Origin of the sequence: Gemmatimonas aurantiaca T-27 (assembly GCF_000010305.1) — a bacterium.
GTDB lineage: Bacteria > Gemmatimonadota > Gemmatimonadetes > Gemmatimonadales > Gemmatimonadaceae > Gemmatimonas > Gemmatimonas aurantiaca.
In genome coordinates this window covers 3,113,994-3,140,440 of sequence record NC_012489.1, presented here as the reverse complement: position 1 = coordinate 3,140,440, position 26,447 = coordinate 3,113,994, and the positions used below count along the sequence as shown (strand labels likewise).

General features: G+C 64.1%; 20 protein-coding genes. 7 read left to right on the top strand and 13 right to left on the bottom strand.

The window, feature by feature from the left end; all coding sequences use genetic code 11:
• The first annotated feature begins 117 nt into the window (after nucleotides 1-117).
• Nucleotides 118-993, top strand: a complete 876-nt coding sequence (locus tag GAU_RS13715; RefSeq protein WP_015894481.1) for a hypothetical protein — start codon at nucleotides 118-120, stop codon at nucleotides 991-993.
• Here the strand turns inward: GAU_RS13715 and GAU_RS13710 are convergent.
• The 3 genes from GAU_RS13710 to GAU_RS13700 form a co-directional block, all read right to left on the bottom strand.
• The gene (locus GAU_RS13710) at nucleotides 971-3,151 is read right to left on the bottom strand and encodes a hybrid sensor histidine kinase/response regulator (protein WP_083765651.1); all 2,181 of its coding nucleotides are present in this window, start codon (nucleotides 3,149-3,151) and stop codon (nucleotides 971-973) included. The genes GAU_RS13715 and GAU_RS13710 overlap by 23 nt on opposite strands.
• Nucleotides 3,152-3,224: 73 nt before the next feature.
• The gene (locus GAU_RS13705) at nucleotides 3,225-4,016 is read right to left on the bottom strand and encodes a sulfite exporter TauE/SafE family protein (RefSeq protein WP_015894479.1); all 792 of its coding nucleotides are present in this window, start codon (nucleotides 4,014-4,016) and stop codon (nucleotides 3,225-3,227) included.
• 45 nt (nucleotides 4,017-4,061) lie between these two features.
• Nucleotides 4,062-4,430 carry a DUF423 domain-containing protein gene (locus GAU_RS13700; protein ID WP_015894478.1) on the bottom strand — a complete coding sequence of 123 codons (369 nt, stop codon included), beginning with the start codon at nucleotides 4,428-4,430 and terminating at the stop codon, nucleotides 4,062-4,064.
• 113 nt (nucleotides 4,431-4,543) lie between these two features.
• Here GAU_RS13700 and GAU_RS13695 point away from each other — a divergent pair, with 113 nt between their 5' ends.
• Nucleotides 4,544-8,068 carry an amidohydrolase family protein gene (locus tag GAU_RS13695; RefSeq protein ID WP_015894477.1) on the top strand — a complete coding sequence of 1,175 codons (3,525 nt, stop codon included), beginning with the start codon at nucleotides 4,544-4,546 and terminating at the stop codon, nucleotides 8,066-8,068.
• A gap of 93 nt (nucleotides 8,069-8,161) precedes the next feature.
• Here the strand turns inward: GAU_RS13695 and GAU_RS13690 are convergent, their stop codons facing one another.
• Together GAU_RS13690 and GAU_RS13685 are read right to left on the bottom strand one after the other, a co-directional pair.
• On the bottom strand, nucleotides 8,162-10,366 hold the full coding sequence (locus GAU_RS13690) for a S9 family peptidase (protein WP_052574455.1): 2,205 nt from the start codon (nucleotides 10,364-10,366) through the stop codon (nucleotides 8,162-8,164).
• Nucleotides 10,367-10,474: 108 nt separating this feature from the next.
• Complete coding sequence (locus GAU_RS13685) at nucleotides 10,475-10,768, bottom strand: helix-turn-helix domain-containing protein (RefSeq protein WP_015894475.1); 294 nt, start codon at nucleotides 10,766-10,768, stop codon at nucleotides 10,475-10,477.
• A gap of 81 nt (nucleotides 10,769-10,849) precedes the next feature.
• Between GAU_RS13685 and GAU_RS13680 the strand changes: the two genes are divergently transcribed.
• From GAU_RS13680 to GAU_RS13670, 3 genes are all read left to right on the top strand, one after another.
• Entirely contained in the window at nucleotides 10,850-11,215 is a 366-nt protein-coding gene (locus GAU_RS13680; protein ID WP_015894474.1) for a VOC family protein, read from the top strand.
• A gap of 128 nt (nucleotides 11,216-11,343) precedes the next feature.
• Nucleotides 11,344-11,775: an OsmC family protein gene (locus tag GAU_RS13675; RefSeq protein WP_015894473.1), complete on the top strand. Its 432-nt coding sequence runs from the start codon at nucleotides 11,344-11,346 to the stop codon at nucleotides 11,773-11,775.
• A gap of 101 nt (nucleotides 11,776-11,876) precedes the next feature.
• Nucleotides 11,877-12,203: an ArsR/SmtB family transcription factor gene (locus GAU_RS13670; protein ID WP_015894472.1), complete on the top strand. Its 327-nt coding sequence runs from the start codon at nucleotides 11,877-11,879 to the stop codon at nucleotides 12,201-12,203.
• On the opposite strand, the gene GAU_RS13665 is transcribed toward GAU_RS13670, so the two are convergent.
• From GAU_RS13665 to GAU_RS13645, 5 genes are all read right to left on the bottom strand, one after another.
• Nucleotides 12,190-12,411 carry a YgaP family membrane protein gene (locus GAU_RS13665; protein WP_015894471.1) on the bottom strand — a complete coding sequence of 74 codons (222 nt, stop codon included), beginning with the start codon at nucleotides 12,409-12,411 and terminating at the stop codon, nucleotides 12,190-12,192. The two genes, GAU_RS13670 and GAU_RS13665, sit on opposite strands and share 14 nt — an antisense overlap.
• Complete coding sequence (locus GAU_RS13660; protein ID WP_015894470.1) at nucleotides 12,411-15,629, bottom strand: efflux RND transporter permease subunit; 3,219 nt, start codon at nucleotides 15,627-15,629, stop codon at nucleotides 12,411-12,413. The genes GAU_RS13665 and GAU_RS13660 overlap by 1 nt, the downstream gene beginning before the upstream one ends.
• Before the next feature lie 2 nt (nucleotides 15,630-15,631).
• Nucleotides 15,632-16,684: an efflux RND transporter periplasmic adaptor subunit gene (locus GAU_RS13655; RefSeq protein ID WP_015894469.1), complete on the bottom strand. Its 1,053-nt coding sequence runs from the start codon at nucleotides 16,682-16,684 to the stop codon at nucleotides 15,632-15,634.
• Between the two features lie 31 nt (nucleotides 16,685-16,715).
• On the bottom strand, nucleotides 16,716-18,158 hold the full coding sequence (locus tag GAU_RS13650; protein WP_041265536.1) for a TolC family protein: 1,443 nt from the start codon (nucleotides 18,156-18,158) through the stop codon (nucleotides 16,716-16,718).
• Between the two features lie 123 nt (nucleotides 18,159-18,281).
• Entirely contained in the window at nucleotides 18,282-19,364 is a 1,083-nt protein-coding gene (locus GAU_RS13645; RefSeq protein WP_015894467.1) for an alpha/beta hydrolase family protein, read from the bottom strand.
• A 179-nt stretch (nucleotides 19,365-19,543) separates the two neighbouring features.
• On the opposite strand from GAU_RS13645, the gene GAU_RS13640 reads away from it, so the two are divergent.
• Nucleotides 19,544-20,131: a hypothetical protein gene (locus GAU_RS13640; RefSeq protein ID WP_015894466.1), complete on the top strand. Its 588-nt coding sequence runs from the start codon at nucleotides 19,544-19,546 to the stop codon at nucleotides 20,129-20,131.
• A 97-nt stretch (nucleotides 20,132-20,228) separates the two neighbouring features.
• On the opposite strand, the gene GAU_RS21065 is transcribed toward GAU_RS13640, so the two are convergent.
• The 3 genes from GAU_RS21065 to GAU_RS21920 all read right to left on the bottom strand — a co-directional run bounded on the left by GAU_RS21065 (nucleotide 20,229) and on the right by GAU_RS21920 (nucleotide 23,261).
• Nucleotides 20,229-21,200 (bottom strand): TolB family protein, encoded by a 972-nt coding sequence (locus GAU_RS21065; protein ID WP_052574454.1) that lies wholly within the window; start codon nucleotides 21,198-21,200, stop codon nucleotides 20,229-20,231.
• 76 nt (nucleotides 21,201-21,276) lie between these two features.
• Complete coding sequence (locus tag GAU_RS13630) at nucleotides 21,277-22,425, bottom strand: hypothetical protein (protein ID WP_015894464.1); 1,149 nt, start codon at nucleotides 22,423-22,425, stop codon at nucleotides 21,277-21,279.
• Complete coding sequence (locus tag GAU_RS21920) at nucleotides 22,422-23,261, bottom strand: DUF1028 domain-containing protein (protein WP_052574452.1); 840 nt, start codon at nucleotides 23,259-23,261, stop codon at nucleotides 22,422-22,424. The genes GAU_RS13630 and GAU_RS21920 overlap by 4 nt, the downstream gene beginning before the upstream one ends.
• A 211-nt stretch (nucleotides 23,262-23,472) precedes the next feature.
• Here GAU_RS21920 and GAU_RS13620 point away from each other — a divergent pair, with 211 nt between their 5' ends.
• Nucleotides 23,473-26,400, top strand: coding sequence for a M14 family zinc carboxypeptidase (locus GAU_RS13620; protein ID WP_015894462.1), 2,928 nt, complete (start codon nucleotides 23,473-23,475; stop codon nucleotides 26,398-26,400).
• Nucleotides 26,401-26,447: the final 47 nt, after the last annotated feature.

Here is a 26,447-nt window from a genome sequence, read left to right as displayed (position 1 = left end):
CACACCCGGGTGTCGCACGTACAGACGGACTCCATGAATCAATCGTGCCGCAGCGCCGGCGAATGTCGGGTAGGCGTGTGTGCTGGTGCGCGGCTGAACTCTTGTCTTGAGGTTTCGATGTTGAATTCCTTGCGTCTCGCCACTGCGTCGATCAGCGTGGCAGTCTTTTCCACTTCCTTGACCGCGCAGGTGCCGCGCACGGCGGCGCAAGCGGCCGTACCGCGCACGGCCGCAGTCGCCGCCATCCCGGCCGTGGCCGGTGCCAATGTCGTATCGGTGGTCGCCAATGACTATGCGTTCGACATGCCGGCCAGCATCCCGTCCGGACTCACGACCATTCGGTTCGTGAACAAGGGCAAGGAGTTGCATCACCTCTATCTCGTGAAGGTCGAGAAGGGCAAGAAGCCGGATGATGTGCTCGCGTGGTTCAAAGCCGGTGGTCCGCCGCCCGCTTGGATGAAGCCGGTGGGTGGCCCCAATGCATCGGCCACCGAGACGGTTTTCACCAGCACGCTCGAGGCGGGTGAGTATGTGGCCCTCTGTGTCATTCCCAGCCCAGGCGGCCCGCCGCATGTCATGAAGGGCATGATCAAGGCGCTCACGGTCACGCCGTCCAGCAACAAGGCGCCGGCGCCCACAGCCGATGTCACGCTGACCTTGTCCGACTACGATTTTGGTTTCTCGAAGCCGCTCTCGCCGGGCAAACATGTCATTGCGGTCAAGAACACGGGCAAGCAGCCGCACGAGTTCTTCCTCGCCAAACTCCTGCCGGGCAAGACGCCGATGCAGATGGCGCAGTTCGCCGAGAAGCCGGAGGGCGCGCCGCCGGGCATCCCGTTTGGTGGTATCACCGACATTCTGCCCGGTGCGACGGTCTACCTTTCGGTGGACGTGCCGGTGGGTGAGTACGCCCTCATGTGCTTCACACCGGATGGCAAGGACGGCAAGCCGCACCTCGCACATGGCATGATCAAGCAGGTGTCGGTGAAGTAACGTCGGCGATGGTGTTCATCAGCAACTGACGCGGTACCGGTTTGTCGAGCACATGCGCGATGCCCAGCGCATGTGCTCGTGCCGTTGTGGCATCATCGAGATAGCCACTGACCATGATCAGCGGTGGTGCATACGGCAGCGCCTGAATGGCTTCTGCCAACTCCAATCCGCTCATGCCCGGCATGGTGAAGTCGGTGATCACCACATCGTAGCGGGTGGGATCCGTGCGCAGCACGTTGAGGGCGGATGTCCCGGAGGGGTGTGCTTCCACCTCGCAGTCGGCGTGACGCAGGATGCGGCTCACCGCGTCGCGCACATGTTCATCATCGTCCACGAGCAACACCCGCACACCACCGCTGCGCGTACCCACGGTGCTGGTCCCCTCGATGAATAGCTGCTGTGCGGTCTGCGCGCGCGGCAGGGTCACCGTGACCGTCGTGCCGACACCCTGGCGTGAGGTCATGGTGAGAGTGCCGTTCAGGGCCTCCACGATCCCGTGCACCACCGAGAGTCCCATGCCGGTGCCTTCACCCACCGCGCGCGTGGTGAAGAAAGGCTCGATGGCACGTTCGAGAACATCCGGTGCCATGCCGGAACCGTCATCGGTGATGGTCAGCGTGATGTGCGAATCGTCGCGCGCCACTCGAACCAGCAATTCGCTGCCCAGTGAGGCCATCGCATGCAGACCGTTGCTGGCGATGTTCACAACCAATTGGTGCAGTTCGGTGGGATCGGCCATCACATGGCTGTCGCCACGTGGCAGCTCCACCACGATATGCACATGCGGCGGGGTCTGGGGGCGCAACAACTGCACGACCTCGCGCACGGTTTCCACCATCGATACGACACGGGGCTCACGGGTCTGCCGACGGGCAAACTGCAGCACACGCCGCACCAGCGAGGTGCCGCGTTGCGCCGCCGTCTCGATCGCGGTGAGATCTTCTTCGAGCGTCACCTGACCGTGCGCCTGCTGTCGGGCAAGTTGCGCGTAGCTGCTGACGGCGGCGAACACATTGTTGAGATCATGCGCCACACCACCGGCCAGTGTGCCCAGTGACTCGAGACGGCGATTCTGCGCCAATGCCTGCTCGGCGAGATGTCGTCGGGTCACATCCACTGCGAGACCACGACCGCCGGCCAATCGGGGCGCGTCGCCGTCACCGTCGCGCCGGGTGAGGACTTCCCCGCTGATCGCGAGCCAGTGAATGGAGCCATCACCGGCCTGGACACGCACTTCGAGATCGCCCAGTGGCTTCCCGGACTCCGCCGCTCGATAGGCGGCCACGAGCGCGGTTTCGCGATCTTCACGCAGCAGCAGCGAGAGGGCGCGTCGGCCAATCACGGACTCCCGGTCACGAGCCAACATGTCGAAGCCCGAGTTCGAGCAGAAGCGCAGCCGCCCCCGCGAGTCGATCTCCCACACGATGCCGAGCGAGTGGTCGGTCAGGCCGCGCAAGCGTCGTTCCGCCCTTTCGCGCGCTCTCGTCGAACGACGCAGCGCCGCTGCCACCACAACCGCCAGAATGGTGAGCAGGATGCTACCGATCAGCAAAACGGCGGACGTTTCCGTGGAGCGGCGGCTGCGCGCGGTGAGTCGGTCCGCGCTCACCGTCATCGCATCGCGCGTGACGCGTGTGAGATTGGTCAGTGCGACATACGTGGACTCTCGTTCACGAAAGGCCTGGAGGGCGGCACTCCCTTCTCCCGTGGGCAGTCCACGCGCCGTGTAATGTTGGCGACCATACACATTCCACAAGCGGAGCAGAGAGCCGGACTGCTGCGCGTCGGCTGGCGTGGCGGACAGCGCGGCCACGCGCACGAGCGCCGACTCACAGTGTTCGCGCAGCTTCTCCAGGGAATCCACGTACACACGCTGCGGTGACGACTCGGCGTTCAGCGCGAGTTGCGCTTCCTGTTGGCGGAAATCACGCAGGCCATCCTGCAGCGCACTCAGGCTGGCGGTTCGTGCAATCCAGGAATCGGTGAGGGCCCGCGCATCACTGCCGATGCGCACCAACTGCCGCGCCACGACGACATTGAGTGCGATGGAAAGGACGCCAATGCTCATGGCGGCAATCAATCCCGGACTGGAGAGCCAATCGGGACGTTGCATCTCTTTTCCAAACACACGTCGCCACAGGGATTGCACGGGACTCATGGCGTCTAAGAAAGGCGCGTGTTCTCAGTCGCGCCAGTGGGCCATTGGGAGCATCACAGGCACGCGATGGGCACTAACGCGTGAGAAACAGCCACAATGCGCTGGCGAATCCGATACACGACACCGCCGCGCGCACCCATGATTGCGGCACACGCTGTGCGAGTCCGGACATGAGGTAACCACCAATGCTCGAACCAATGGCCATCACCAATCCGATGGGCCAATGCACCAGTCCCATCACCGCAAATGTGATCGCCGCCACACCATTGAAGCAGATGCCATTGAAGTTCTTGAGCCCATTCATCTGGTGAATGTTGGTGAGTCCCATCAAGCCAAACACTGCCAGCATGACAATGCCGGCTCCCGCGCCGAAGTAGCCACCGTAGATGCCGACGCCAAACTGGGCGAGCAACATGCCGATGGTGGGATCAATCGGGCGACTGGCGAGCGGGGCCGCAGTCATGCGCCCGCGCAGCCACCGCATCACCGGTCCCTGCACAGCAAACAGCACCGTGGCACTCAGTACGAGCCATGGTACGATGGCTCTGAAGCGCTCTTCACTGGTGACGAGCAGGAGCCACGCACCAAGGCCACCGCCAAGCACACTCGGAATGGCCAGCCGAAGTGCCCATCGTTCTGCGCCCACCAATTCGCGGCGATAGCCGACCATACTGGCCAGCGAGCCAGGCCAGAGGGCCACCGTGCTGGTCGCGTTGGCGGACACAGCGGGAATACCCATGCCCAGCAGCGCGGGGAAGGTGAGCAGCGTGCCTCCACCGGCGATGGAGTTGGCAGCGCCACTCACAGCAGAGATTGCCGCGATCGCGCCAAGTTGCAGCGCGCTGACGGAAACGCTGCCGCTCATTCGTCGATGATCATGAGCGGTGCTGGTGCGGCATGTGTGGGGTGCTCAGGTGCTGCGTACGGCGAAGGCCAGGCAGATCCAGCCCAAAATGAAGCACACCCCACCGATGGGGGTGATCATGGCGAGCGTGCGCACCCCGGTCAGGGTGTATCCGTACAGGGATCCGGAGAACAGCACCGTGCCGGCCACAAAAAGCCAACCGCTGGCGTTGGTCAGCGAACCAGGCCAGCGGCTCGCCGCCCAGGCCACGGCGACCAGTGCGAGGGCGTGGTACATCTGGTAGCGGGCCGCGGTCTCGAAGACCTCGAGCAGGCGCGGTTCGAGTCGCGCCCGAAGGCCGTGTGATCCGAAGGCACCGGCCGCGACGCTGATGGCGCCCGAGAGCGCCCCGATCATCAGGAAAAGTCTGTCCATTCCAGATAATCTAAGGACACGAATGAAGGTGTCCCATCGTAGAATTGGGTGTTGGCCACTTCCCTGGAGAATGCATGACCGTTCCCGTCCCTTTCCGTACCGCTTGGCCTAACATGGCAGCGGTTCGGAGTCCGCTCGCGGCCACCACGGTGGTCGCGGCGCTCATTGCCGCAGGCCTCATGGCGCCCGCGGCGGCACTGACCGCACAAGGCACGCCCGCAGCACCGGCGGCCACCACGCTGCCCCTCAAAACGGCCCGGACACACACCTTCACCACGACCAAAGGCACGTGGATGTCGGTGGACGTGTCGCCCGATGGCCAGCAGCTCATTTTTGATCTGCTCGGCGACCTCTACACGCTGCCCATTGGCGGCGGCAAGGCGACCCGCCTGACCAGCGGGATGGCTTACGACGCGCAGCCACGGTTCTCGCCTGATGGCAAGAAGGTGGTGTTCGTCTCCGACCGTTCCGGTGGCGAGAACGTGTGGCTCATGTCGCTCGATCAGAAGGACACCACGCAGCTCACCCGTGGCAACAACAACATGTACGTCTCGCCGGAGTTCGATCCCGACGGCAAGTACGTGATTGTGTCGCGTGGAGGCGGCCTCGGTGGCGCTGCGAAACTGTGGATGTACCATGTGGATGGTGGCAACGGTGTGCCGCTGTCCATCCTGCCGGCACCGGCCGCCACGCAGAAGCAACTCGGCGCGGCGTTTGGCGCGGGCGGACGCTATCTGTGGTACGCCACGCGCACCGGCGACTGGCAGTACAACGCCATCGGACCGCAGTATCAACTGGCCGTGTGGGATCGTGAGACAGGCCGCGCGTCGCAGATGACCACACGCTTTGGCTCGGGCGCCCGTCCGGCGCTGTCGCCCGACGGCACGTGGTTGGTATATGCCACCCGTTTCGAGACCAAGACGGGGCTGCGCATCCGCAACCTGCAGACGCAGCAGGAAGAGTGGTTGGCGTTCCCGGTGCAGCGTGACGACATGGAATCGCGCGCGCCGATGGATGCCTATCCCGGCTACAGCTTCACGCCTGACTCCAAGGCCATTGTGGTGTCGTATGGTGGTGAGTTGTGGCGCGTGCCAGTCGATCGCACGAACCCCACCAAGATTCCGTTCGAAGCGGAAGTGAAGCTCGAAATGGGACCCGAAGTGAAGTTCGCCTACAAGATCGACACGGCCACGACCTTCACCTCGCGGCAGATCCGCGACGTGCAGCCGTCACCCGATGGCAAGCAGCTCGCCTTCGTGGCGCTCGATCGTGTGTGGACGATGAACGTGGCCGACAACAAGCCGGCGCGTGTGTCGAATGCCACGGTGGGTGAGTTCAGTCCGGTGTGGTCGCCCGACGGCAAGTCCCTCGCGTATGTGACGTGGGAAGACAGCCGCGGTGGCCAGATCATGCGCGCCGATGTGGATGGCACGCGCGGGTGGCGCACGCGTACCTTGTCGACGATCGGCGGATTGTACACCGATCTCGCCTGGGCCCCGACGGGCAATCGTATCGTGGCCACACGGGCCGCCGCGCGCGAAGTGCAGGAAGCGGGCGCCGCATTCTTCGGCCCCGCAGCCGCGGATCTCGTATGGATTCCGGCGACGGGTGGTGCCTCCACGCTGATCATGCCGGCGGGTGGTATCAACACGCCACACTTCACGAAGGACAGCACCCGCATCTTCGCCTACAGCGGCGGTGGCGGTCTGCAGTCATTCCGCTGGGATGGTACTGACCTCAAGACCCACCTGCGTGTCACCGGACCACTACCGCCGGGCGCGGGTGCCAACCTCGACGCGGCACTGGTGGCGAAGGAAGCACAGTTCAACTTCGGTGGTCGTGCCGCACGACCGGTTGGTGCCGGTACACACCTTGATGATGCCGAGCCCGCACCGCCGCAGGCACCGCCAGCCGCCATGATCCTCATGGCGCCGAGTGGTGATCAGGCGCTCGCGGTGGTTGGTATGGACTTCTACACCATCACCGTGCCACAAATCGGTGCGACGGCACCCACCGTGAGCATTGTCGATCCGCGCAGCGCGGCCGTGCCGGTGAAGAAGCTCAACACCGTAGGCGGTGAGTTCGGCACCTGGTCGGCCGATGGCAAGAAGATCCATTGGGCGTTGGGCAATGCGCTCTTCACCTACGATCTCGATCGCGCCAAGGTCGTCGAGGATTCGCTCAAGCAGGAAGATCGCCGCAAGGCTCGCCTGCGCGCCGACACCACCAAGGCGGTGAAGGACAGCATCACGCGCGCCGATTCCATCGCCAAGGCCGATACCACCAAGAAGACCCCGCCGGGTTACAAGCCCACCGAAACACGTATCGCCGTCTCGGCGACACGGGACATTCCGCGTGGTGTGGTGGTGTTCCGGGGGGCGAAGGCGATCACGATGAAGGGGAAGGAGATCATCGAGAACGCCGATATCGTGGTGCGTGATCAGCGCATCGTGGCAGTGGGCGCACGTGGCAGCGTGACGGTGCCCGCCGGCGCGAAGATCATCGATGTGGCAGGCAAGGTGATCATGCCCGGTATGGTGGACACCCACTATCACCCGCAGTGGCTCACCCCGAACGTGCACAGCACACAGACGTGGCAGTATCTCACCACGCTGGCGTATGGCACGACCACCACGCGTGATCCGCAGACGGCCACGACGGACTTCCTGTCGTATGCCGACCGCGTGGAGAACGGTGACATGATTGGCCCACGTATCTACACCACCGGCCCCGGTGTCTTTGCCGGCGAACAGGTGCGGGATCTCGATCATGCACGTGATGTCCTGGCGCGCTACGCGAAGTACTACGACACCAAGACGCTCAAGATGTACATGAGCGGCAATCGCCAGCAGCGGCAGTGGATCATCATGGCGGCCAAGGAGTTGGGGATCATGCCCACCACCGAAGGCGGTCTCGATCAGAAGCTCAACATCACGCATGGTATCGATGGCTATCCCGGCATCGAACACACGCTGCCCATCACGCCGAAGTTCGATGACATCTTCGAGTGGTACAAGGGTACGCAGGTCGTGAACTCACCGACGCTGATCGTGGAATACGGTGGCCCGTTTGGCGAGGGCTGGTTCTACCAGAGCGAAGACCTGATGAACGACACGAAGCTGCGCCGCTTCACGCACCCGGTGGACTTCGACACCAAGGTTCGCCGCCGCGGTACGGGCAATGCACCTGGCCCGGCCGGCTTTGCGGTGAAGGAGGAGTACGCCATGTGGCAGCATGCCGAAGACCTCAAGACCACGGTGGAGCGTGGCGGACGTATCGGCGTGGGCAGTCACGGCCAGTTGCAGGGACTCGGCATGCACTGGGAGCTGTGGCTCATTCAATCGGGGGGTATGAGCACGCACGAAGCCTTGCGTTCGGCGACCATCGTGGGCGCAGAGGCCATCGGTCTGGGCTCCGAAATCGGATCACTGGAAGTCGGCAAGTTTGCCGACCTGCTGGTGCTCGACAAGGATCCGCTCGAGAACATCCGCAACAGCAACACCATCAACATGGTGATGGTGAACGGCCGCCTGTTCGACGGCAACACGCTCGACGAGGTGTATCCGCGGCAGAAGCCGCTCACCCGTCAGCCGTGGACGTACACGGCGCCGAGTGCGGCAGCGGGTGTGAAGCCGTAAGGCGACACGCGAGAGAGGACATGCACATGGGGCCTGCCGTCAACTGACGGCAGGCCCCATGTCGTTGCAGCCACTGCGAAATGCCTCGGGCGCTTACTTCGGTCCGATCTGGAATTCCTTGGGCGGCGTGGCACCCATGAGGTGTTGCACGAAATAGTCCCACCGACGGCGCATCATGTAGTTCGACGCGGCACCAAAACCGTGCGCGGCGTTCGGAATCATGATGAGATCAAAGTCCTTGCCGGCCTTGATCAGTGCATCGACGACCAGGAGCGTGTTGTCGGGCGGCACGTTGTCGTCCATCGTGCCATGTGCGAGCATCAGTTTGCCTTTGAGGTTCTTGGCCAGCGTCTGGTTGGCTTCAGCCTCGTAGTTGTCCGATGCGCCGTTGCGGGTGAGCAGACCATGATAGCGCTCGCCCCAGTCGTCTTCGTAGTTGCGGTTGTCGTGATTGCCCGACTCCGCGATGCCCACCTTGAAGAAGTCCGGGTAGCGGAACAGTGCGCCGGCCGTGGCAAAGCCGCCGCCGGAGTGTCCCCACATGCCCACACGATCGAGATCGATGAAGCGATACCGCGATGCGAGCTCCTTCATGCCCGCGATCTGGTCGGGCAAGGTGTTGTCACCCATGCGGCCGTAGTAGGCATCATGGAAGGACTTGGAGCGCATCGGGTTGCCGGTGCCGTCGATCGCCACGACGATGAAGCCGAGTTCGGCCAACGCCTGGTTGTCGCGCGTGGCGGCCGAGAACTGACGGCTGCCCACGGATCCACCCTGCGGACCCGGGTAGATGTAGTTGATGATCGGATACTTGCGCGCGGAGTCGAGCTTGGTGGGGGTCCACATCAACCCATACAGGTCCCACTTGCCCGCACGATCCTTCACCGTGATGCGCGTGGGCGGCTTCCACCCCGTGGCGGTGAGCTTGCTGATGTCGCCCGTTTCGAGCAGTGCGATCTGCTTGCCAGTGCGTGCATCGCGCAGCAGCGCCGTGTGCGGCAGGTCCGGGCGTGACCAGCTATCCACGAATCGTGCACCATCGGGCGACAGGGAGATGTTGTGGTCACCGTCTTCCGGTGTGAGCAGCGTCAGCGCCTTGCCGTCCATCCCGATGCGATAGAGATGACGGAAGTACGGATCGCGTCCCTTTTCCTTGCCCGACGCGGTGAACCAGATCGTGCGCGCCTTTGCATCGATGCGCTCGATGGACAGCACACCACCTTCACCGGTCGTGATCTTGTTCTTGAGTGTGCCGGTATTGAGGTCGTACAGGTAGAGCTGACCCCAGTCATCGCGCTCGGAGAACCAGATCACTTCATTGGTGGCCGGCAGCACGCGCCAGTTCTGATCGCCGTCGCCGCTTTCGAACTGTGTGGCCACGGCTTCGCGCAGCACATCGCGCACCTCACCCGAGGCGGCGTCGGCCACCCGCAACGTGGCGATCTTGTGATCGCGCGAGTTGGAGAGGAACGCGACCTTCGAGGCATCCGGGAACCACTCCACGTCGGCGAGCTTGCCGCCGCACGCAATGTGGTCGCACACCGAGCTGCGATGTTCATCGGGCCCCATGCGGAAGCGCACCACCTTGGGCGCTGCGCTCAGATCGATCACCACGCGGTGAATCATCGACACCACGCTGTCGCCCGGCAGCGGATACTTCCAGGCCATCAGCTCGGGGTGCCCCACCTTGGTGCGCACGAGGTACATCTCACCCACGTTCCGCTGGTCCTGCTGGAACGTGGCGATCTTCTTCGAGTCGGGCGACCACATCAGCAGGGCGCGGTTCGAATGCACCCAGCCGGCGTTGTCCGTGGCGTAGCCGAAGTCCTTGATGCCGTCGGTGGTGAGCGGCGTCTCCTGGTTCGTCGACACATCGCGCACCCACAGGTTCCAATCACGAATGAACGCCGCTTTGGTTCCGTCGGGCGACAGGACCTCGGGAGCGCGGCCCGTCGGGCGCGGCGCCCCAGGGCCCATCGGCGCTGGCGCTGGCGGGCACACGGTGCCGGCCGCGGTGCAGTTGGTCTTGGCACCCTTGGCGTCGACCAGGATCATCGGTTGTGATCCGTCCGGCTGTCGCACGCGGTAGGTGAAGCGTCCGTCGGGGAGCCAGGTGGGCTGAACACCCGTATTGGAGACGAGCAGCGACGTATTGAAGCCCAGGAACTTCTCGGCCCGGGCATAGTCGTCAGCGGTGACGACCCGCGCCTGCGCACCGAGAGACACCAGCGGGGCCGCAGCAACCACCGCGGCAGTGAAGGCGGTGTGGGCGACCGTCAGGGGGATAGAACGACGCATCGGCAAAAGGGGTGGGGGAAACGTTCGCAGAAAGTTGCCGCGAACCGCAGATGCAGGGAATGCCCGAGCACGAGGCCTGCACACGCTATTGGCTCAGTGCTGGGACGATCAGCGACGCCAGGGACGGAGCGGGCGGTAGGTCGGCACCGCGGTAGGGGTCGACCGTGTGACGGCCACCAGCTTCCGATGCACCAGCCAGGCGATGGCATTCTGCACGGTCCGCTTCGACAGCCCCGTGCCCTCCGCGATATCGAGCAGTGCGACGGTGACCGTTTGTCGGCCTGCGCCGCTGGTGTGCCGGACAAAATGGAGGTACACGAGAAACGCCGACGGCTGGCGGTCATGGCCGACCAGATCGGCCATCAGCGTGTCGAGGACGTATGGGTCGAGCGCGACGGACATGGGACGATCTCCTATGGAATCCAATGCCATAGTAAAGCTTGCCCGTCTTGCGCGCGAGCAGGGGAAACGCGATGGTGCCCCATGATCAAACGCGTGAAGTTCATCAGCATTCCCGTCCACGATCAGGACCGGGCCCTCGCCTTCTACACCGAAAAGCTCGGGTTCAAGGTCGTGACCGACGCTCCCATGGGGCCTGGCATGCGCTGGATCGAGCTACGCATCCCGCGTGCCGAAACCGGTGTGGTGCTGTTCACGGCGCCGGGCCAGGAGCAGTGGATCGGCCAGTTCATGAACCTGTCGTTCGAGTGCGAAGACGTGGTGGCCACCGCGGCCGCACTCAAGGCCGCCGGGGTGGAATTGGTGCAGGAGGCCAAGGTCGAGTCCTGGGGCACGTCGGCCATTTTCAGGGACAGCGAAGGCAATCAGTTCGTGCTGTCCACGGGGTGACGTCGTCACCCAGCGGTCACCCAGCCGTCACAACGCACGATCGCAGTTGGCGTGGGTCGGGCCGGGGGGTATCGTATCCCTCGTACTGCCCCCGCATGTGCGGGGGTTCACCCCGCCGAGGAACCAATATGGAACGCACTGCGACAGCCGTCTGGAATGGTAGCATCCGCGAAGGCAGCGGCACCCTCACCACACCGAGTGGCGTGCTCAATGCACAGCCGTACTCGTTCAAGCTGCGCTTTGAAGATGAATCCGGCCGCAGCGGCACGAACCCCGAGGAGCTGATCGCTGCCGCCCATGCGGGCTGCTTCACCATGGCGCTGTCCGGGCAGCTCACAAAGGCGGGCCACACGGCCAAGGAACTCCGGACCAATGCGGTGCTGACCCTGGAGCAGCAGGCGACTGGTTTCACCATCACCAAGATCCAGTTGCAGTTGACCGCCTCGGTGCCGGGCATCGCCGAAGAGGAGTTTCAGGCGCTGGCCAAGACGGCCAAGGAAAACTGCCCGGTGTCGAAGGTGCTGAACGCCGAAATCTCGCTCGACGCGACGCTGTTGTAGTCGCAGGGTGCAGAGACCGGCGCATCCATGCGGATGCGCCGGTTGCTGTTGTTCGCTATATTCTTATGTATGTATTCGTGTAACTCTTGCGGAGGAGCGCGATGAAGCGGATGGCTCCCGAACTGCTCGACCTCGTTGCCGAGCGCTTCAAGGCGTTGAGTGACCGCGCGCGTTTGAGCCTACTGCAGGAACTCCGCGGTGGACCGATGACCGTCAACGAGCTCGTGGAAGCCACCGGCATGGGGCAGGCCAACGTGTCCCGCCACCTGGCGCAACTGTTTGCAAATGGGCTGGTCGCGCGTGAACGGGATGGGGTGTTCGTGCGCTACGAACTCGCTGACGAAGATGTGCTCAAGCTGTGCGAGCTGGTGTGTGGACGGTTGGAGTCCGAACTCACCGAACGGCGCAAGGTGGTCACGGGGCGGTAGTCGAACGTGTGGTCGACGAGCAACCAAACCAACCAAGCCGGGCGAACAGCTTCTCGGGCAGGCAAAAGTTGGTGAAGCTCGATTGGAGCAAGTTGACTCCCACGAACCCGGCCAGCCAGAAGAACCGTTCGGACACGGCGAAGCCGAGAGAGACCGACAGTAGTACGAGGAGGCCGGCCATGCGACGGATAATCTTGTCGTTGCACATCAGTGGTTGTGCTCCATATGCTGAGGGGAACCGACAGTGGGAGGCGCGGATTTGCGCAGTTCCCAGTACAGCAGGGGGACTACCACCATGGTGAGCAGTGTGGCCACGACGGCTCCACTGATGAGGGCCACCGCCAAGCCCTGAAAGATCGGATCCAGGACCATTACGGCTCCTCCGATCACCACGGCTGCGGCCGTGAGGGCAATGGGGCGGAAGCGCACGGCGCCCGCCTCCAGCACGGCATCCACCAGATGGCGACCACGTGCCTCTTCGAGCTGGATGAAGTCCACCAGCAGGATGGAGTTGCGCACGATAATGCCGGCCAGGGCAATCATACCGATCATGCTGGTGGCCGTGAAGAACGCCCCACTCAGAGCGTGCCCCGGCAAAATGCCGATGAGCGTGAGCGGAATGGGCGCCATGATCACCAGCGGAATGGTGAAACTCTGGAACCAGCCCACCACCAGCACGTAGATGAGCAGCAACACGATGGTGAAGGCGAGACCGAGATCGCGGAACACCTCGATGGTGACCTGCCATTCGCCGTCCCATTTGATGGCTGTTTCCGAAAGCGACGCTGGTGCCACGGCGTTGTAGATGCCAACCGATGCGCCCACGATCTTCAGGGCGTCGATCTGTCGATTCATGTCGAGAATCGCGTAGATCGGAGCTTCGATTTCACCGGCCACGTCACCGGTGACGTAGATGGCAGGGCGCAGGTCTTTGCGGATGCGTGCACTTTCGCGAATCCCGTCCACGACCGTCACGAAGCGCCCCAGCGGCTGAGGACCGGTCAGTGTGGCCACCGGCAATGCGAGCAGCGCTTCCACACTGGTACGCTGCGCTTCCGGCAATTGTGGCACGATGGGTACCGCGTCGCGCGCGGTGGGCAAGGCGACGAGACTGCTGGTCCTGCCCGAGAGTGCCAGATACACGGTCTGCGTGAGCTGCTCCACACTCGCACCGCTTTCGGCGGCCCGCGCACGGTCGACGCGGAAGCTCTTCCGGTGCTGGGGGGCTTCCACGGTCCAGTCCACGTCCACCACACCGGATGTGCGCTCGAAGATGGCTTTGACGGCTGTTGCCGCTTTGAGGCGCGTAGCATCGTCTGCCGCGTACACTTCGGCCACCAGCGTGGATAGCACCGGCGGACCTGGGGGAATCTCCGCTACTTTGGCTGAGGCACCGTAGCGAGTCGCAATGGAATCCACCGCCGGCCGTACCGCTGCGGCAATGTCGTGGCTCTGTCGATCGCGCGCGTGTTTGGGTGTCAGATTGACCTGTACGTCGGCGACGTTGGCGCCACGGCGCATGAAGTAGTGACGCACCAATCCGTTGAAAGTGAACGGCGCCGATGTACCAGCGTAGACCTGCGTGCTTGTCACTTCGTCCACCTTGCCCAGATACGCCGCGATGTCGGATGCGACCCGGTCGGTGGTTTCGAGTGACGTCCCCTCCGGGAGGTCGAGGATCACCTGGAACTCACTCTTGTTGTCGAAGGGCAGCATCTTGACCTGCACAACCCGCAGGCCCACCAGGCCCACGCTGCCCAGGAGCAGTAGGCCGACCGTTCCGTAGAACGCCAGGCGTGTGCCACGGTGAGCGATGAGCGACGACATGATCCGCTGATAGAATCCGCCCGTGCCATGACTCGTGTCTGCGACCGTGGCCGGATCGGCGTCGTGCACTGTACCGCGGGCTCGCACGTGCCCCCGGAGCAATCGATAGGCCAAGTAGGGCGTGATCACGAACGCCACGGCCAGTGAGGCCAGCATGGCCACCGATGCGCCCACCGGAATGGGCAACATGTACGGTCCCATCATGCCGCTCACGAAAGCCATGGGCAGGATAGCCGCGATCACAGTGAACGTGGCGAGAATCGTGGGGTTACCCACTTCATCCACGGCATCGATGGCGGCCACGTCGGCTGGCCGGTCTCCCATAGCGAGGTGACGGTAGATGTTCTCCACCACCACGATGGCGTCATCCACCAGAATGCCGATGGAGAAAATGAGCGCGAACAGCGTGATGCGATTGAGCGTGTAGCCCAGCGCGTAGTACACGAACAAGGTCAGCGCCAGCGTGACCGGTACGGCGACCAGTACCACCAGCGCCTCGCGCCAGCCCAGGAACACCCCGATCAGTGTGGTGACGGACAGCGTGGCGATGAGGAGGTGGAAGATGAGTTCCTGCGCCTTCTCGCCAGCGGTTTCACCGTAGTCTCGCGTGACTTCGATCTGCACATTTTCCGGCAGCAATCGACCCTTGGCCTGCTCGACGCGGGCGAGTACCGCTCGTGTGACCTCGGTGGCGTTGGCTCCCTGCCGCTTGGATACCGCCACGGTCACGGCGGCTTCTGCCGGCGCGCCATCGGCACGATGTGAGACATACGAGGTGACGTCACCAAAGTTGTCACGCACTTCGGCGACACTGCGCAAGTACACGGGCCGACCGGCTCGGGTGGCCACTACGACACTGCCGACATCCTGTGCGTCGGTGAGTGGCGCGCCAACCGCGATCTGCACGACGCTGTCAGCCGTCGTGAAGGCCCCCGCGAGGAGACGCGCGTTGGCGTTGTGCAGGGTCATCGCCACTTCGCCGGGGGACACACCCGTCGCGGCCAGACGCGCGGCGTCGAGCATGACCGAGATCTGTCGCGGCGCACCACCGGTGACAAAGGTCGCGGCCACCTCCCGGACTGTGCGAATCTCGTCTTCGAGGTGGACGCCAATCTGGCGGAGCGTGTTGGCGTCCATGCCTTGGCCGTGCAACGTGAGCGCCAGCACCGGCACATCGTCGATCGAATGAGACTTCACGATGGGAGCGAGCGCACCCAATGGGGCGCGGTCCAAAGCGCTGGCCAGTTTGGCTTGCACCTTGGTCACACTGCGTTCCTGATCTTCGCCAACCTTGAAGCGCACCGTGATCATGGCGTAACCATCACCTGACACGGTGTAGACGTGATCGACGCCGGAAATCTCCAGCATGCGCTGTTCGACTGGTCGTCCCAGCAGGTTCTCCGCCTCGATGGGCGTCGCTCCCGGCATGGCCACGATCACGTCGATCATGGGAACGGAGATCTGCGGCTCTTCTTCGCGCGGGGTGGCGAGGATACCCAGCACGCCCATCGCGAGCGACGCCATGGCGAGCAGTGGCGTGAGCTTGGAATGAAGGAACACCTTGGCCACACGTCCGGAAATGCCCCATGAGCGCTTCATCGTCAGATCCCGCCCTGTGCTGGACTCGGTGCCGCTGCGGGGCGCACGATGGTCTCGCCGACGCGCAGGCCACTGACGATCTCGACATGAGTGACGGTCTGCATGCCGATTCGCACCCAGCGACGGGCATCGAGGCCATTCTGGCGCACGATGACGCCGACCAAGTCCCCCTCGCGCACGAGCGCGTTGTGAGGAACGACAATGGCGGCACGCGTTCCCATGGGCACGTGCAACGTGACGACACTGCCGGCGCGATAGCGGTTGGATGTGTTGATCAGCCGCGCATTGACGATGAACAGTCCGCCGCTGCGAGTGGGCATCACACCTTCAACCGTGGCTCTGCCGGAGTCACCGTCCACTTGTACCAACAGGGCGGAACCCCGGTGGAGCGTGCGGGCCACCTCGGCGGGGATGCTGGCGCTGAGCCGCAAGGAGGAGATGTCCTGAATGGTGACCAGTGGCGCACCGGGGGCTGCAAAGCTGCCGACGTCGGCCGTCCGCATGGTGATCATGCCACTGAAGGGCGCACGCACCGTGGCGTAGCTTCGCACGGACTCCAGCTCGCCCACGCTCGCGCGCGCGGCCCGCAGACCGGCGTCCGCACGGGCAAGGCCCGTCAAGGCGGCGTCGTACTGCGCACGTGTGGCTGCGGAATCCTGATATAGCGCCGTGAAGCGCGCCGCCTGCGTGGCCGCTTCCCGTTGCATGGCTTCCGCATCAGCCACGGAGGCCGCGACCTGCGCGGCCTTCGCCGTGAGGTCTCGGGCATCGATCTCGACAAGCGGCTGGCCGACCCTCACCATCTGACCTGCAGTCACATGTACGGCCGTGACCGCGCCCATGAGTTTCGTGCTCATCGTGGCCTCTTGCACCGGATCGGCCACGCCGGCCGCATCGAACGTGGTCGTCACGATGGTATCGGTCACCACCATGGGTGTTCCGGACATCGCGGGTTCCGCCGATACGGATGCCGATGCGTCGTGTGGTGCGTCATGGCGACTGCACGTAGCGAAGACGATGGCGGCGGCGAGGGCGGTGAATACGCGCGGCGACATGGACGGTAAGACGTGAAGCGCAGGCATCGGATTACTCCCGAGCGATCGTAGAAGACGTGTCCATGGGCGCAGCATCGAGTTGCGCAAGGGAAGCGGGATCGGCACCGTTCGCGTGACGATGTGCAGCCAGGGCGACGATGAGGTCGTAGCGCGCGGCGGCATGCCGCAGCGCGGCCGCCATGGCGCTGTTTTCGGCACCCAGCAACTCCGCGACCGTTGCCAGTCCACTGGCATAGCGCTTGTCTATCAGTCGCAGGGCTTCACGACTCTGTGCCGCCGCCTGCGCAGCGAGATCCAGATGTTCGCGTGTCACCGACAAGCCACGCTCCACCTGTGCGACTTCGAGCTGCGCCTGCGCGGTGGCCGCTTCATGCGCCGCCGCAGCCAGCCGCGCGCGCGCCCTGGCGCCGGCCAGAGCGACCAACTCATTGCCTCCACCGAAGACCGACCACGATGCCATGATGCCCAGCGTCCAGTTGGGGCGGCCGGCGTAGAGTGTAGTGGGCGAGTGCCAGTCGTAGCGCGCAAAGCCGTTCACGCGGGGCAGCAAGGTGGCCGTGGCACTGCGGACATCGAGGCGTGCAGCGTCGAACCCAAGTTTTGCAGCCCGCAGATCGTCGCGTTGGTTGACTGTTGGCATGGTGGTCGATGAGGCCGCACGTGTTTCAACACCCGGTAGCAAGGCCAGAATCGACGAATCACTCGGCAGGCCATGGGGCAGGACGATGATTTGTGCGTCCTGCGCATGACGTGCATCGAACGAGCGCCCGAGCAACAAGGCCAGTTGATGCGCGGCGGTAACGGCATCGTGGCGCGCCATACTGAGTTGCATGGATACGTCGGCTGCGCGCACACGGGATTGCAGCGCGTCGGCTCTGGTGACCAGGCCTTGGCGAATCATGCTCTCCACCTGCTGAACGGCACTGTGGGCCGCACGCTCGGCGTCGAGAAGCACTGTCACCTTCTCCTGAGCCAGGACCGCACCGTAGTAGGCGCGGACAACGGAGAATCGCACGTCGTGCTGGACCCGGTCTGCCGCGGCCTCGCTGGCCCGGGTCGCGGTTCGCGCTGCTTGCCATCCCGTCAGTGCGTCGGCGTTGAACACGGGCAGTTCGAGCACGATTCCACCCAGCAGGTTGTTGGCGGGCAGGGGATCGTTGAGGCGTGTCGGGTCGAACGCGACGGACGTGACCCGCCGTTGACGGAGCAGGGTGCCGAACGCCCCGATGGGGTCGGTGGTGCGAACGAAGCCGGCCTCGATGCGGGCGGAGGGGAGGATGCCCTTGAGCGACGGCGCTGTCCGAGACCGTTCGACTTCTGTGGTGGCGACGGCCCGTCGATTGGGAAACGCGGCGCGATCGGCTTCCGCGAGCGCCTCCGACAAGGAGAACGGTCGTGCGGGTTGGGCGGTCAGGTCGGTTGAAGAGAGGGCCAGCGCCACAGTCATCACCATGAGAAATCTCGAGTCGCGCATATGAGCATATTACTAAATGTGCATATAATAAGTGTCAAGACGGGCCCGACCGGATGGGCGGGCCCGTTGTTTGGCGTGAGGATGGTATCCGCGATCCTGCTGCCTATACCATTCAGGTGCTCCTTACTTGCCGAGGTGCTTCTCGATGAACGCCCACGTCAAGTTCCACGAATCGATCTGCTCCGGCGAATCATCGCGCAGCAGGGTCTCGCGGTTGGTGCGACGATTGAACGTGTGTCCCACGCTCACCGGGCCCGGGGTCGGATTTGTGTACACCTTCGTCTCGGCGAGCTTCGGCTGACGCGCACGTAGGGCGTCGATGAGCGGCCGCGCTTCATCGAACGTCACGTCGGTGTCGTTCGTGGCGACGTGCACCAGCACCGGATACTTGAGGCTGTCCACCCAGTAGTACGGCGAGCGGCGCATGTACTCTTCACGCTGCTCGAACGGCAGACCGCTCAGGCGGGACTGGGTCGAGAAGGAACGCTGGTAGCTGGGGCCTTTGTGGGCGAGGCGATACAGCAGGTTGGTGACCGGTACCATGGCCACGCCGGCCTTGAACGGAGAACCCTTCGCTTCACGGGTCAGCAGCAGCATGGTGATGTACCCACCATGGCTCCACCCCATCACGCCGATGCGGGCCGGATCCACATACGGCAACCCCTTGAGCACTGATGCCGCGGACTGCACATCGTCCACTTCCCAGCCGCCGTAGTCGATGGCGTTGTGGTGGGCCTTCCCGTACCCGGTGCTGCCACGATACTCCGGCGCCACGATGGCGTAGCCCTTTTTCGTGGCTTCGATGATGTAGGGCAGGTACTGGGTGTCGAAGTTGCCGTGCACACCGCCGTGTACCCACACCATCGCCGGATGCGCCTTGGCACCCTTGGACGTGAGCGGCTCGAACAGATAGGCGGGAATCTCCATCCCGTCGGCCGAGCTCTTGTAGGAGATCTTGGAGTACTTCATCACGCCCTTGCTGCGAGCGGCGAAGGCGCTGTCAAACGCCTGCTTTTCTTTCATCGCCCGATCATAGTCGGCGACGGGGTGGTCTTCGTGCCGATTGCTGACGTACAGCAGGGCGGCGCGCGCCGAATCGACGGGGACGACCTGACGGGGCGGACGGGCACCTTGCTGGGCATCCAGCGACGTGGTGAGTCCGGCTGCCAGCAGCGAGGCGGCAATCCAGGGGCGGAGTTTGGTCATCGGACGGGAAAGATGCGGGAACGATCGGGGCGACCGTGAAGGGACGGACGCCGGTGGCGGATCTATCACACCACTCAACACAACGCATCAACGCTATCTTTGCTGACACTCCACGTCCAGCACGGACGCTGCGGCCGTGGCCACCACCGCTCGTGTCCCCCCAACCACCGGTTCCCGTCATGACCACCATCCGACGCACCGCTTGCACGGTGCTGGGCATCGCGGCGCTACTCGCGACCCGCGAAGTGGAGGCACAGGCCCATGCCCATACGCCAGGCATGACGCATCCCGGTGCGGCCGCTCTGCCAACACAGGCCGGGCAGAGCGCTTTTGCGGCGCTCGCCGAGATCGTGCAGATCCTCGAAGCGGACCCGCGTACGGATTGGACCAAAGTCAATCTCGAGCGGTTGCGGCTTCACCTGGCCGACATGGACCTGGTCACCCTGCGTACCCGGGTGACCTCGACGGTCGTACCGGGCGGTGCCCAGTTCGTCGTGCGCGGGACCGGTGATGTGGCGGCGGCGGTGAAGCGCATGACCGGTGCCCATGTGACCATGGTGACGGCAGCCGGTGGCCCGAACGTACAGCGCACGGAGCTGGTCGACGGGGTGCGCCTCGTGGTCACGGCCCACGACGTGAACGACGCTGTCGCCGTGGCTCGGATTCGTGGTTTGGGGTTCATCGGTTTTCTCACGAGCGGCGACCATCACGGCGCACACCATCTCGCACTGGCCCGCGGCGACACGATGGCCGGCCACGGGCACTGACGGCACCGCGCAGAAGTTCTTAGCAGAAGTTCTCTGGCAGAAGTTCTCTATGAGTCCGTTGCGTCGGACCCGTACCTGCGTGCTGGCCTGTACAGGCTCAGCGCCTGATCCAGCTCGGATGCTGCTGGGTGAGGTTGTCGTTGGTCAGGCGAGTGAGCGCTGAACCATCGGGCTTGACGGTGTAGAGCTCGAGATCGGCGTTGTCGCTCATATTGGACACGAACGCGATGCGTGTGCCATCCGGTGACCAGGCCGGATGACGGCTGCGATTGGCGTATTCGAATGTGCGTTCGGCGCCGGTCACGAGATTGCGCGTCATGAGAATCTGGTGGTTCGGGCTGATGTATCGCACAAACGCGATGGTCTGCCCGTCGGGCGACCAGGTGCCGTCAAAATCACTGTACGTCGCATTGGTGATCTGCTGCACTTGTGTGCCATCAACACGCATCGTGTAGAGGTGCAGCATGCCCGGCGCACCGCCGGCAAAAAGCAGGCGTGTGCCATCTGGTGACCAGGCCGGCGTGGCGAAGGTGTACTGCAGTCCCGGTGCCATGGCCAGCGACAGCGGCGATTCCGCTCTGCCCTCGATGTCCGCCACGTAGATGTGCGAGAGCATCATGGCGTTGGGGCGTGCATAGGCGATGAGCGCCCCATTGGGGGACATCGATGGGGCGTGCTCGGAGCCATCGGACAGGGCCAGTCGACGGGGAGCCGCGCCACGCATCACGACCCAGAGATCCTGAAAGTCGTAGTCCACCGTGCTGTTGGACTCACCGACATACACCACGCGCTGGCCATCGGCCGACACTGACGGGCTGCCCCCCGCGATGTCCCGACCGAACAGCGGCGCCACGGTGCCGCTGTCGGTGTGGTACACCATCAGGCGAAGCGAGGGCACACCGCCGCCGGTGGCCGGAGTGTGTGTGGACTCGAACAACAGGTCCCACGCCGGCGCGTCGTCGGGCGATGGTTCAATGGGCGTGTCGTAGTTGCACGCGGTGATATTCAGCATGGCGGCGGCGAATCCCACCGCCAGCAGGTGTGCGCGAAATCTATGTGTCACAGTCATGGCTTTCCCGGTGATGATGTGCCGCGCCGTCTGTCGCGTGCACACGCAGGTCTGCCATGCTGTACTGCGCGCCGTGTTACCGTGTCACACCGAAAATTGGAAGTGGCATCGCGGCCCGCGGTTCGGCCCCGCGCCAGTTCCGTCCCAGCAGTGCGGCTATCGTGGAGGCCATTTGTGCCTGCTCGGTGGTGGTGCCGATGCGCACGCCCCGCGCCGGCGTGTCCGGCCCGATCACCGCGCTCCAGATGTATTCGGCCCCGATCACCTCTTCCCCGTGATCACTCCAGGCGCGCCCGACACCACGTCCGTGATCGGTACTCACCAACATCGTGACTTTGCCTCGCGTGCGCGGATCGGACTGGAATCGCGTCCACAGTTGAGAGAGATAGCGATCGACCTGTCGGGCGGCCTGGAGGTACAGATCGTATTCACCGGCGTGCGCCCATTCATCGGTCTCGCCATATCCGATGAACAACACACGCGGCATGCGTTCGTCGAGCGCCGTCAACATCGACTGATGCATGAGTGCGTCCACGGCGTTGTCGGCCCACAGCCGCGTGGTGCTGGCATACAAGTCGCGCAGTTGCACGCGACGTGCATCGTTACCGGCGGGCACGGCGCGATCCCATCCGTCGTACACCGGGACGCCGCTGCGTTCGGCGTTGATGATGCGACGGAAGGCATTCCAGGTGGCAAAGGCCGACACCCTGCCGGCAAATGCCGGATCCCGGTTCAGCCACTCGAAGACCGTGATGTTGGGGTTGGGGGGATAGCCGTTGCTGTCGATGCGACGGTCCACATGGCCCGTGAAGGTCTCGCTGTATCCGGGATAGGAAAACTTGAGGGTGTTCTGCGTGCGGGCGCGGCTGCCACCGATGCTGTCACCGAAGATCTGTCCTTCACGGGCCATCGTGCCCCACATGACGGGCAACAGTGCTGCACGACGGGCTTCCGGGGTGTCGCGCCAGTAGTCACGCAGGATGGCCGTGGTATCGCCCACGTTCCCCGCCTTGCCGATCAGCGCGCGCTCCGCGCCACGGAACACCTCCTGCCAACGCAAGCCGTCCGTGATCACGAGGACCACATACTCGGTCTTGAGTGATGCCGATGGCGTCTGCTCGGCGCTCTGTGCCCATGCGGTATGAGGAGCACCGGACAGCGCGAGCATACCAAGCGCGAGTCCACAAGCCATGCGACGCCCGGCCATGGTCATGGTCATGGTCATCGACGCGGCCGACGCTGGGTGGCGGCCTTCTCCACGAGTCGACGCAACTCGCGGATGGGCTCCGGATTGTCATCCACCTGCAGGCGCAGCACCACGTCGTTGTGCAGCCACACACCGGCGTCCTTTTTCACGATCAGCATGGCCGCCGATTGCATGCCACGCTTGTCGCCGCCCGCCTGTTGACCTGCCTCGAGAGCGGCCAACAATCGCAGCGACAGGTGTCCATCGGTGTTTTCAAACGCCCGCACCATCGCATTCACGACCTCTTCGCTGGCCAGGATGTTGCCCTGGGCCGTGCAGAACTTGCCCTGTTTGTCGCCTGCCCATTCGGAGGCACGCGGTCCGGTGTAGGCCGCCACGTTGCCCTGTGCGTCGATCACCGCAAACTGACGCCCCTGCTTGGTCCAGTCGGTGGGACGCGGATCCGGATCGCGCTCCCAGATCTGTTTCACGATGTCGGTGGGACGCAGCCCCTGACGCAGCAGTGTGATGGCCTGGGGGCCATAGCTCACGTCCACAATGGCCTGCGTGGCCGCCGCGCCAACCCCGGCCTCGGCCCAGAGCACCCCATTCCCTACCGAGAACACACGCGACTGCACCGCGCCGCCAACCTCGCCCGTGGCGGGGTCGTAGCCGAGGATGGAAAACGTCGCCACCGGAGGCCACGGGGCGTCGGGTTGGGCCGCGGACGGCGTGGCCCGCGTGAGCGGACCGGTGGGCTGTGCGGCGGCGGGCAGGGCGCAGATCACGGCGAAGAGAGCGGTCGCGCCGGTCAGGGCGATTCGCTGCACGATGCCCGGAATGTCTGTTCGCGCCGGGTAGTGGGAGCTGGGCATGGAGCAGGCCTTTTTACGGGAGGTCGGGGTGCGAATTCTGCCCTGAGAATCAGGGGGTGGCGGAATGTCCATCCTGGGCCGGGCGTGGGGAACCCGACGTCCCGCGGCGAAAGCGGGTCGTGAGCGCGCGGCGCCTCTTGTGCGTACCAAACGTAAGAGTGCGATCATACGATCAATCCCGCTCCTCCCCCCACACATTGCGGAGTCCCCGATGTTGCGTGGCACACCCCGGCGTTGGACATGGCGATTGCCTCGCCATGCGGTTGCTCTGCTCGCACTGACTGCGTCGCCTCTGGCGGCACAGGGCGGCGCGCAGCAGATCGACCAGGAATACACGGCGAAAATCAAGGAATTCCTCCAGGATTCTCGCATCACGACCGAGCTGGTGGACCACCTGCCGGCGTCGAGCACCGTGCCGACGCCGCTCAAGTTCCACGGCCGCATTGTGGGCACGCCCGGCGAGCTCACGTACGCGAAGGACATCCACCGGTACTTCGAGGCGCTCGCGAATTCGTCGAAGCGCGCCAAGTACTGGACCATCGGCAAGACCGAAGAAGGCCGCGACATGGTCGTGCTGGCGATTGCCGATGAAGCGACCATCGCCAATCTCGACAAGTACAAGGGCGACCTGGCTGCCCTCACCGATCCGCGCAAGACGAGCGAGGCCGAAGCCCAGCGCCTGATCGGCAGCACGAAGCCGATCTACTGGATCACGTCGGGCATGCATTCGCCCGAGACCGGTGGTCCGGAAACGCTGCAGGAACTGGCGTATCGTCTGGTGGTTCAGGAAACGCCGTATATCCAGAGCATCCGCGACAACATCATCACCTTCATCACGCCCGTCATCGAAGTGGACGGTCGTGAGAAGCAGGTGGACACGTACTACTACAACAAGACGCTGGCGCCGGGCCTGGCCCGTCTGCCCCTGATGTACTGGGGCAAGTATGTCGCGCACGACAACAACCGCGACGGCATGGGTCAGTTCCTCGCGCTGACGAAGCATGTCAACGACTTCTTCCTCGCGTGGAAGCCGCAGGTCATGCACGATCTGCACGAAGCGCAGACGTACCTCTACAGCTCCACCGGCACGGGCCCGTACAACGACGCGGTCGACCCGATCACGGTGAACGAGTGGTGGACGCTGGCCATCGAAGACGTGCGCGAAATGACCAAGCGCGGCGTGCCGGGTGTGTTCACGTACGGCTTCTACGACGGCTGGACGCCGAACTACATGTTCTTCGTGGCCCACACGAAGAATGCCATCGGCCGCTTCTACGAAGTGCAGAGCTACGGTCCGGACAACTACGAAGTGCGTCCGGGACCGACGACGACCAGCAAGGAATGGTTCCGTCCGAACCCGCCGCTCCCGTACATCAAGTGGGGCCCGCGCAACAACGTGAACATCCAGCAGTCGGGCGTGCTGATTTCGCTCAAGCACTTCGCCGACAACAAGAAGATGTACCTCGAGAACTACTGGCTGAAGAACAAGCGGGCCGTGGCGAAGGGGACGACCGGTGAAGGACCGTTCGCGTGGGTGATTCCCGCGACGCAGCGTCGCAAGGCCGATGCGGCCGACGCGGTGAACGAGCTGCGCAAGCAGGGCCTCGAGCTGCACACGGCCACCAGCGCGTTTCGTGTGGGCACGCTCGATGTGAAGCCCGGCGACTGGATCGTGCGCGGCGATCAGCCGTATCGCACGCTGGCCGACATGTACCTCAGCATTCAGAACTACTCGCCGACCAATCCGCGTCCGTATGACGACACGGGCTGGACGTTCCAGTTCATGCGCAACGTGGCAATCTTCCCGATTGCCGACAAGAGCATCCTGACGCAGCCGATGAATGCGGTGAACGCGAAGGTGGTGGCTGCCGGTGGCATCGAAGGATCGGGCCCGGTGCTCATCCTCGAGCACACGTCGGACAACAACCTGATGAAGTTCCGCACCACGTTTGCGACGACGAAGATGTTCGCCGCCGATGCGGAGTTCCAGGCGGGTGGTCGCACGTTCAAGCCGGGTGCATTCATTGTGCCGGCCGGTGACCGCGCCAAGATCGAAGCGTCGCTCAAGGAACTCGGTCTTTCGGCGGTGGCCGTCGCGTCGGCGCCGACCGTGAAGCAGCACGAGCTGGATCTGCCGCGCATCGGTTATGTGCACGCCTGGCAGCGTACGCAGGACGAAGGCTGGGTCCGTGCTGCCCTCGATACGTACGGCGTGCCCTACACGTACTTCGGCGACATTCGCCTGCGTGAAGGCAACCTGCGCGCGAAGTACGACGTGATCATCTATCCGCACGTCGGTGGCAGCGCGCAGTCGCACGTGGCCGGTATCATCAAGAACGGTGATACGCCGCTGCCGTACAAGAAGACCGCCAAGACGCCGAATCTCGGCGCGCTCGAAACGGCCGAAGACATCCGCGGTGGTCTTGGTATCGACGGTCTGACGGAGCTGTACAAGTTCGTGCAGGCCGGTGGCACGCTGATCGTGGAAGGCTCGACCTCGACGATCTTCCCGGCCTACAACCTCACGAGCGGCATCACGATTGAATCACCGAGCCAACTCTTCGCGCGTGGTTCGATCATGCGTGGTGTGGTGGCGGACAAGGCGAGCCCGCTCGCGTACGGCTTCGACAGCCAGTTGCCGGTGTACTTCAATCAGGACCCCGTGCTCAGCGTTGGTGGTTCGGCCGGTCTGTTTGCGGGTGTGCAGGGTGGCGCGGGCGCGGCGCTCGCGCAGAACGTCACGCCCAATGCGGCGCCGTTGCGTCTGTCCACCTGGAACTTCAACAAGCCGGATTCGGTGGGTGCACCTGCGCCGGCCGGTGCGGCCCGCGGCCCGCAGGGCGGTGGTGGGTTCGGCGGCGGTGGTGGTGGCATGTTCGGTGGCGCCACGGGCATCGATGGTACGCGTCCGCGCGTGATCCTGCAGTTCCCGGCCAACGCGGGCGACATGCTGCTCTCCGGCACGCTCGCCGGTGGTGAAGCACTCGCCAACCGCGCACAGCTCGTTGACGCGCCGGTCGGCAAGGGTCACGTGGTCATGTTTGCCATCCGCCCGTTCTGGCGCTGGCAGACACAGGGCACGTTCTTCCTCGGCTTCAACGCGCTCTTGAACTGGAATGACCTCGACGTCGGCAAGTAAGACGATCGCGCAGACCAGCAGGTGAACAGAAGGGGCTGCTCCGACAT

Coding starts and splice junctions, on each gene's coding strand:
- GAU_RS13715 (WP_015894481.1), top strand. CDS start 118: ATGTTGAATTCCTTGCGTCTCGCCACTGCGTCGATCAGCGTGGCAGTC.
- GAU_RS13710 (WP_083765651.1), bottom strand. CDS start 3,151: ATGAGTCCCGTGCAATCCCTGTGGCGACGTGTGTTTGGAAAAGAGATG.
- GAU_RS13705 (WP_015894479.1), bottom strand. CDS start 4,016: ATGAGCGGCAGCGTTTCCGTCAGCGCGCTGCAACTTGGCGCGATCGCG.
- GAU_RS13700 (WP_015894478.1), bottom strand. CDS start 4,430: ATGGACAGACTTTTCCTGATGATCGGGGCGCTCTCGGGCGCCATCAGC.
- GAU_RS13695 (WP_015894477.1), top strand. CDS start 4,544: ATGGCAGCGGTTCGGAGTCCGCTCGCGGCCACCACGGTGGTCGCGGCG.
- GAU_RS13690 (WP_052574455.1), bottom strand. CDS start 10,366: ATGCGTCGTTCTATCCCCCTGACGGTCGCCCACACCGCCTTCACTGCC.
- GAU_RS13685 (WP_015894475.1), bottom strand. CDS start 10,768: ATGTCCGTCGCGCTCGACCCATACGTCCTCGACACGCTGATGGCCGAT.
- GAU_RS13680 (WP_015894474.1), top strand. CDS start 10,850: ATGATCAAACGCGTGAAGTTCATCAGCATTCCCGTCCACGATCAGGAC.
- GAU_RS13675 (WP_015894473.1), top strand. CDS start 11,344: ATGGAACGCACTGCGACAGCCGTCTGGAATGGTAGCATCCGCGAAGGC.
- GAU_RS13670 (WP_015894472.1), top strand. CDS start 11,877: ATGAAGCGGATGGCTCCCGAACTGCTCGACCTCGTTGCCGAGCGCTTC.
- GAU_RS13665 (WP_015894471.1), bottom strand. CDS start 12,411: ATGTGCAACGACAAGATTATCCGTCGCATGGCCGGCCTCCTCGTACTA.
- GAU_RS13660 (WP_015894470.1), bottom strand. CDS start 15,629: ATGAAGCGCTCATGGGGCATTTCCGGACGTGTGGCCAAGGTGTTCCTT.
- GAU_RS13655 (WP_015894469.1), bottom strand. CDS start 16,684: ATGTCGCCGCGCGTATTCACCGCCCTCGCCGCCGCCATCGTCTTCGCT.
- GAU_RS13650 (WP_041265536.1), bottom strand. CDS start 18,158: ATGCGCGACTCGAGATTTCTCATGGTGATGACTGTGGCGCTGGCCCTC.
- GAU_RS13645 (WP_015894467.1), bottom strand. CDS start 19,364: ATGACCAAACTCCGCCCCTGGATTGCCGCCTCGCTGCTGGCAGCCGGA.
- GAU_RS13640 (WP_015894466.1), top strand. CDS start 19,544: ATGACCACCATCCGACGCACCGCTTGCACGGTGCTGGGCATCGCGGCG.
- GAU_RS21065 (WP_052574454.1), bottom strand. CDS start 21,200: ATGACTGTGACACATAGATTTCGCGCACACCTGCTGGCGGTGGGATTC.
- GAU_RS13630 (WP_015894464.1), bottom strand. CDS start 22,425: ATGACCATGACCATGACCATGGCCGGGCGTCGCATGGCTTGTGGACTC.
- GAU_RS21920 (WP_052574452.1), bottom strand. CDS start 23,261: ATGCCCAGCTCCCACTACCCGGCGCGAACAGACATTCCGGGCATCGTG.
- GAU_RS13620 (WP_015894462.1), top strand. CDS start 23,473: ATGTTGCGTGGCACACCCCGGCGTTGGACATGGCGATTGCCTCGCCAT.